The 348-nt window shown below is 68.4% G+C and carries 1 protein-coding gene; it reads left to right on the top strand.

From position 1 onward, the window contains the following. Positions 1-7 precede the first annotated feature (7 nt). On the top strand, positions 8-348 hold a 341-nt coding region (locus IO36_RS36115), incomplete at its 3' end, for an acyltransferase domain-containing protein (protein WP_342455141.1).

The raw sequence follows: 348 nt of genomic DNA, 5'->3' as shown, positions 1-348 counted from the left end.
GGCGCATGTGGCGGGTGTGTTGTCGCTGGGGGATGCGTGCCGGTTGGTGCGTGCGCGTGCTGCCTTGATGGACGGGCTGCCGGCGGGTGGGGCGATGCTGGCGGTGTCCGCCGCAGAGGCCGATGTGCTTGGTGTGCTGTCGGACGAGGTGTCCGTCGCTGCTGTGAACGGGCCGTCGTCGGTGGTGGTGGCCGGTGAGTCCGGTGCTGTGGCGGGTGTTGAGCGGGCGGCGGTCGAACGGGGGTGGAAGTGCAGGCGGTTGTCGGTGTCGCATGCGTTTCATTCGCCGTTGATGGATCCGATGCTGGAGGAGTTCGCGGCGGCGCTTGAGGGGATCGAGTTCCGTGA

Source organism: Streptomyces aureus, from assembly GCF_000725495.1.
Lineage (GTDB): Bacteria > Actinomycetota > Actinomycetes > Streptomycetales > Streptomycetaceae > Streptomyces > Streptomyces aureus_B.
The sequence above is the reverse complement of the archived record's forward strand: the minus strand, read 5'-3'. Positions and strand labels throughout refer to the sequence as shown.